This window comes from Nostoc parmelioides FACHB-3921 (assembly GCF_014696625.1).
In the GTDB taxonomy this organism is placed as follows: Bacteria; Cyanobacteriota; Cyanobacteriia; order Cyanobacteriales; family Nostocaceae; genus Trichormus; species Trichormus parmelioides.
In genome coordinates this window covers 1-6,725 of the sequence record NZ_JACJQL010000138.1, presented here as the reverse complement: position 1 = coordinate 6,725, position 6,725 = coordinate 1, and the positions used below count along the sequence as shown (strand labels likewise).

At 37.8% G+C, this 6,725-nt stretch carries 6 protein-coding genes; 4 read left to right on the top strand and 2 right to left on the bottom strand.

Translation table 11 applies throughout. The features are described from left to right. Window positions 1-259 precede the first annotated feature (259 nt). Entirely contained in the window at window positions 260-544 is a 285-nt protein-coding gene (locus H6G14_RS32520) for a hypothetical protein (protein ID WP_190573053.1), read from the bottom strand. A gap of 93 nt (window positions 545-637) precedes the next feature. Then, the gene (locus H6G14_RS32515; protein ID WP_190573051.1) at window positions 638-1,096 is read right to left on the bottom strand and encodes a hypothetical protein; all 459 of its coding nucleotides are present in this window, start codon (window positions 1,094-1,096) and stop codon (window positions 638-640) included. 518 nt (window positions 1,097-1,614) lie between these two features. Between H6G14_RS32515 and H6G14_RS32510 the strand changes: the two genes are divergently transcribed. From H6G14_RS32510 to H6G14_RS32495, 4 genes are read left to right on the top strand one after another with little or no spacing between them, the layout of a single operon-like run. Beyond that, window positions 1,615-1,941 (top strand): hypothetical protein, encoded by a 327-nt coding sequence (locus H6G14_RS32510; RefSeq protein WP_338421257.1) that lies wholly within the window; start codon window positions 1,615-1,617, stop codon window positions 1,939-1,941. Next, window positions 1,932-4,190, top strand: coding sequence for a hypothetical protein (locus tag H6G14_RS32505; RefSeq protein ID WP_242054334.1), 2,259 nt, complete (start codon window positions 1,932-1,934; stop codon window positions 4,188-4,190). The genes H6G14_RS32510 and H6G14_RS32505 overlap by 10 nt, the downstream gene beginning before the upstream one ends. 21 nt (window positions 4,191-4,211) lie before the next feature. Beyond that, window positions 4,212-4,865, top strand: coding sequence for an OmpA/MotB family protein (locus H6G14_RS32500; protein ID WP_190573048.1), 654 nt, complete (start codon window positions 4,212-4,214; stop codon window positions 4,863-4,865). Between the two features lie 11 nt (window positions 4,866-4,876). Next, window positions 4,877-6,310, top strand: a complete 1,434-nt coding sequence (locus tag H6G14_RS32495) for an EH signature domain-containing protein (RefSeq protein WP_190573046.1) — start codon at window positions 4,877-4,879, stop codon at window positions 6,308-6,310. The last annotated feature ends 415 nt before the right edge of the window (window positions 6,311-6,725 follow it).

Sequence of the window (6,725 nt, the reverse complement as noted above, 5' to 3'; positions counted from 1 at the left end):
TGTCTTTATCAGGTAACAAAACAATACTTGGTACTGATTCAAAATCATAGGGTAACTCAATTTGTCCAATTATCCGGGGTTGTTGGGAAATATCCCACTTCATCAAACAATGGGGGTATATTGGTGCGATCGCCTGTTTCCTTACCCCGTCGTAAATTAGTGCTTTGCAATCCATACACCTTGCCCTCCTAGCCATCGCCATTAATTTTTCGGCTTTGCTAAATCCAGCTATGAAATATTTTCTGAAAGCCTGGAGGCTCTATCCAAAATCCGGCGAAATCATATTTCCATTCAGCAACGTATATTCTGACAACTTGCTAGTAAATCGAATCTTGGCACAGGGTTTAAAACCAACACAACTGGCATCAATCCAATAGCCAATATCAGGCGGACTAGCGATCATCTTGGGTGGTTCAATGATTTGGGCGATCGCATATATCCCAACCTGATCCCCAGCTTTCCAAATCAGCACCCCATGACCAGCCACAATCCTTGCATAGCGTGTGACAAGCCAAGGTATCTGCAAGGGAGACGCGGATGCCATCGATAATGCGGTAATACTTGGGGTTGCCCTTGAAATAGGCAGTGGGTCTTTGTTTGGGAGATTCTATTTAGTAATCAAATTGGATTTTGAGAACTATCTCCTTGTTGTTTTTACACCTAAAGCAGCCCGAATTTGACGGTCTACCTGGGTATTAGGTAGGTAACTTACATGGAGTACATTACCCCAATTCCAGAATTGATAATTAGTTGGTTTACACTGGCTAAAGATTTTTTTCATCAATTTTAAATCTGATGCTGTAATGGGCAAACTACTATTGCCACCAGACATTTCTCCTATTATTCTGCCATTCACCTTAACATCTAATGCCCCAACTAATTCACAAATATAAGTAGATGTACTGTTAAAACAAGACCCTACACCACATCGATCTAAAGCTTCCAATGTTTGTTTTAAGTCCTTTTTAACCTGAGCGACAGATTTAATTGAATCTACGAGTTTTGAAGGGTCTTGAGCAATTGCATTCTTTGGTAAACTCAAGGCAACGACTATGCCAATTAATAAAGCTGTACTGCCAGATAATATAGACTTCATGTTGTTATTTTCTTATGTGTTTGGTAGTTAGTTCAGTTGCTCGACGTTTAAGCGATCACAACCCAGTAGGGCATAAGGTATTGCACATATCGCAACCTACTCTCCAAAGATGGAGAGCAGTACACCATTTCTAGAGTAATGCCTCAGAGCGATCAGCTACGCTCTTGCGGTTACGCCATTATATAACTGCCTGTTACGTGTACTTCCTGTATCAAGAATAACTGATATTTATTCCGCAACCTGTGATCTAGATCAGTGGCACATATAAAAATATAGGTAATGTTTATAACTAATGGTTAGCCTAGCTTCCCTTAGCCGCAATGGCAGCTAATACACAACAACAGGTGCTAAAACATGGAGAATTGCAAGATATCCATCAATAGCTATCTGCGTTTAAATCAGTTTACAAAAATGGGAAGACTAAATCTATTGAGTATCAGATAGTTGGGTTAAAAACATTGGGTAATGAGATAAACGAACTGTTATATCCTTCTGTAGAGAAACTGGTTAACGAGATCGTGTCAGTTAATCATGCTTGGAAAGTTTCTTGTGAATTATTTGGACACAATTCACCTCTATCTATTGCTTCACGAGACTTAAAAACTGCTTTGCAAATTCGCTTATTGCAAAGCTATTCACCAGAACAGGTTTATTTAATCGAGGACAACGAATTAGAAGGTGAGCCTCTTTATAGCTTATGCCTCAGAAAACCTATGGGAGAACGCCTGTATGCAGAACATCTTCCAATGCGGATAGCTGAAGAAGTCTTCACGCATAAAGAATTAGAGCAATTTAAAAAGATAAATATAGCCAACATAAACAACAGAGGGACAGCATGGAAATAGCAAACATTTGGGACATTATTTGGGATAATGAACCTTTCCATTGGGCAACTTCTTGTGTGCTAGTAGTCTCAATTATTGTCGAATTTTACACATTATGGCAGTATTGGTACTCAGAATGTGGCACAACCGAAGAATCGATTAAAGTTTTGAATAATTTGAAGAAGGGTAAAACTTTAACTTTTTCAAACAATGTTCACAACTGGTTAAAAGAGCATTTTGGAACTGATGATACAATTATAATTAGTCAACAAGTAAAAAAGAATCCTCAATTCATACTTATAAAGTATCCATCTATTTTATTACAGCCAATACCTCGAAGTTCCTTGCGTTTTGTCATAACATTATGTACTGCCATAGGTGTTTTAGGAACATTTTATGGTATACAAGAAGGACTTCAAGGAATTAATTTATCTACAGAAAATTCTCAAGAATTGATGACTGCTAGTAAAGAGCTACTGGGAGGAATGAAAACAGCTTTCTCTACTTCCTTGATGGGGCTAGGTTCTGGTAGCTTGTTTACATTAGTTTTATTTGGGTGTGATACGCTACGGCAAAAACGGCGTGATAATTTGCGTCAGAGGTTAAAAGCGATCGCAACTTTAAAAACGGCAGAGAATAGTAACCTTGAGGTAGTTGAAGCACTAGGACTTGTAGCGAAAAACTTAACCGGGCTAAAGCAACTAAACGCGGAAGCTATTGGCCAAGCTGTAGGTGAAAGCATAACAGAACAATTCGCTGGATTAAATCAATTATCAGCACAAGGCATTGCTTTAGCTATTCGTCAGCAAATATTTCCGGGCTTAGAAGCAATTTACAAAGAGCAGAAGCAACTCAGAGAACTTCAAGAAAAGCAGGGTCAAAGAGTTTTAGAAGAACTCATCAAGGATCTGCGAGTTCAGGTACTAGAACCAATTGCAGACAGACTAGATAAAAGCGCAAAGCTAACCCAACAAGCTTCTGAAGCTGTGTTGACTTTACATAAAGAATTAGGTGGAATTTCTCAAAGTTTGGCAAGTTCCATTCAGACCATTCAGAATTTCCAAAAAGAGACTTTGGTAGAACTAAAAGTATTTGCTAACCATCTAGGATACACTCTCAATCAATTCCAAACAGATACAAAAGGTGTTTTACAACAAACAGCACAGGAAATTAATCGAGCCGTAGACCAAAGTATCCAAGGAATGACAAGCCAGCGAAGTGCTTTTGAGGCAAGTGCAGTACAAGCTGCTGCCACCTTTCAAGGAATTAGGGAAGAACTACAAACAGCACTTCAAGAACGTGCAGCACTGGAACAGCAAATGCTTCAAGGATTTGCTAACAATATGGGACAAGTTTTAAGTCAATTTCAAACTGAAACTACAGGAGTTATACAACAAACATCTCAGGAAATTAATCGAGCCGTAGACCAAAGTATCCAAGGAATGACAAGCCAGCGAAGTGCTTTTGAGGCAAGTGCAGTACAAGCTGCTGCCACCTTTCGAGGAATCAGGGAAGAACTACAAACAGCACTTCAAGAACGTGCAGCACTGGAACAGCAGATGCTTAAAGCTACTCGAACTGGAATCATCCATATTCTTACCCAGGCAAATACAACCTTTCATGAACAAGCCAATACTTTAAAATCAGTAGGTGATCACGCTTCTGGATTGATGAATGATGCAAAGAATAATCTTTTGGTTACTTTAGAAAATATCGATGCAACACTCACAGCAACTCGCCAAACGGTAGAAGATGATTTGACAAGTTTTAGAAAAGAATATCAAAGCAACCTACAGATGTTCTTTCAAGAACAAAATAATTTACTTGAAGGGACGTTAGGCAAACAAAGAGATGGATTATCTAGAGTTGTGAACAATCTTGATCAAGTCTTCCAAGAAGAATATCAAAAACGTAGTGAATTAGCTCAAGAGCTAGACAAAAGTATGACTAAGGTTCAGACATCTGTCGAACAAATTAACAGATTAGTTAGTGCTGCTGGATTAAACGATGCACAACGACTAATACAAATAGAAAACCTTGCTAGTAATGTTGGACAACAAGTACAAGTAGTAGATACCTCATACAGAAATCTTTCCCGAAAATTCGATGATAGCCTTCAGTCTTGGCAGAGTCATCTGGAACTATCTATGCAAAGAACTGTTGACTTACAGGTAAGCTTTTTTCAAAAAGCTGATACCTCTATGGCTAAAGTTTGTGGAAATTTACTTAAAACGGCAGAAGTCTTGGTAGCAGCTAATGAAAAATACTGAATTATCAATGGAGTAGTTACAATGACTGATTTTATCAGTGATGAATTTGTGAATGCAGATATTCCTGAGGACGATGATTCTAGTATTTATCTATCTATTGGTGACTTAATGTCTGGTTTATTGATGTTTTTTGCTTTACTTTTTATCACTGCATTACTCCAGCTTGCACAAAAAGATACTCCAAAACGAGTAGTAATTGGCAATGTTGTAGGACAAATGAAAAGCAACAATATTAATGTTAAAGTTAACCCAGATACTGGTGATGTAAGTATTCAAGATTCAATTTTATTTTCTAAAGGGAGTACAGAACTCAAACTAGAAGGCAAAGCTTTTTTACGTCGCTTTATTCCCGTTTATAGCGGTGTTATTTTCTCAAAACCAGAGTTTGAAAAAGAAATTAGTCGCGTAGTTATAGAAGGTCACACAAGCTCAGATGGTGATAACAAAGCTAATCTACAATTAAGCCTGTTGCGTTCAGCATCAGTCTACAATTATATTTTCTATGAAATGAATTTTCCGACTAAGGCACCTTTAAGTCAAAAAATATTAGCTGCTGGTCGTGGAGAGATTGAATCTGATAAGCGGCGTGATAATCCAAGCGATCGCAAAGTATTATTCCGTTTTCAGTTTCGTAGTGATGAGTTGAAGAAGAATATCGCTAAAACCTCTGAGTAAAATAATAAAAAATGGTTAATTCTAATTTTTCTCTTCCTTCACTACCTGAAACTCCTCAGTGTAGCCCTAACCAAATGATTCAGATTGCTAGTAACTTAGGAGATACGAAAATATCAATACCAAGTGTTGATAAGGTATTACAAGCAATTGAACAGGGTAAAGCTGATAAAGTAAGCCACTTAGAATGGGTTTATTGTATTTATTCTAAACCACAATGGGATCAGCAAAATATTGAACAAGCAGATAAAACATCAGCCGCTATTTGGAAGGTGTCCCTTTCTAACTCATGGCTACAACATCAACTATTGTGGCGTTTAGCTCTTTACTATGGAATTCAGGAAGAACAGGCTTTAGCAGAGTCTCTAGTTAAATCTTTTGATATATTTGCTAATTCTAACTTGTCTAGAAACTTGTTGTTAGTTAAAATTATTCAGGCATTTTGCAGTAAACAAGCAGGTCTTGAATTAGCAAAAATCACTTGTGAACAACACTTAAATCCAACTGAGTTTCACACAAAAATTCAAGGATTATTACCTATATGGATTCCTTTATTTAGTGAATTCATAAATTACATAGCTCCCTATTTTATAACAATCTCTTCCCCTAATGTTCAGCAAGTCAAATGGCTGTTAAGCTCTTTAGACACAATGTCAAACAGTCAACAAATAAAAGCCGTTGATAATTTGCTCCTAAATATTCCTAACCATATAGCAAGTCGTCATTCACTCTTAGTTGATTGGTTGCGAAATAACTATAGAAATGGTGAAAATTGGTATAAACTTTCAGATCATGCAAGGCAAAAACTTAGAGAGTGGATTGGAGGTATTAATTATGGTGATTTCCAGAAATTGGTTGATATTTTATTGAGTAAACTTAGTTTACGCGATTTTGAATCGAATCAGCTACGTAAACGCAGAGATTTTTGGGCTGATTACAGTAATCGCTTTGAAAGACTTCGCATCTTGCTACCTCAGACATCACAAATTGCCATAGGATATCAAATCCAAGGTGATGTTGATCTATTAGAGGATGATGGTAGCGATCCTACAGAAGTTTGTATATTCGATTTCGGTGAGTGGTTTGTAGTCGAGTTCTTTCGTGGAAGAGGTAGCGAGACACGCCTATTCCCTAAAAATTCTCAAAATCAGCAAATTCTTTTTAGCGAAGCAAATCTTTCAGTTAAACGGATTCGCTCTCTGGGTGGATATAAGCACGATCATGTATTTCTATGGCAAGTATTTTCACGTACTTGGCTTGAAAATAATGGAATTTTACCTAATAGAGATACTCAACCTTCCACAAACCCGACAGAAAATAAATTACAAGAACGAAAATACAGGCTTGAGCGGTGGAAAATAGAAATTGAGTATCTAGAACGAGAAGCTAGAATTTACGTAGCCAAGCAAGGTAATACCTCCTCAATTTATGCACACGCTGCCATCTAGACCTCCGCAAGGGGTACTCCCGCCCATCGGGACGAAGCGATGATGGGGAATTGCGCGTTAGCGAGAGAGTTGTCACCTTTTCTGCGTAATCTTGTAATTGGTAGCATTCGGCTGACGAATTACCATGAGATTTTTCAACACAGGATCTTGTTTTAAGTCTTCCCTTAGCAGAGGTTTTTCTAACAACTTGCTATTAAAGCGAATCTTGGCACAGGGTTTAACACCAACACGGCTGGTATCAATCCAATAGCCAATGTCAGGCGGACTGGTGATCTTTTTGGGTGATTCGATAATCTCGGAGTTAGCGACAGGGCGAACGCATCTTAATTGCTAATAAGAATTGGGAAGCAAATTCAAACATCTAGAATAAAGCCAATTGTCTTAGATAAATAGTGAATGTAAGTCAAAGGATAAA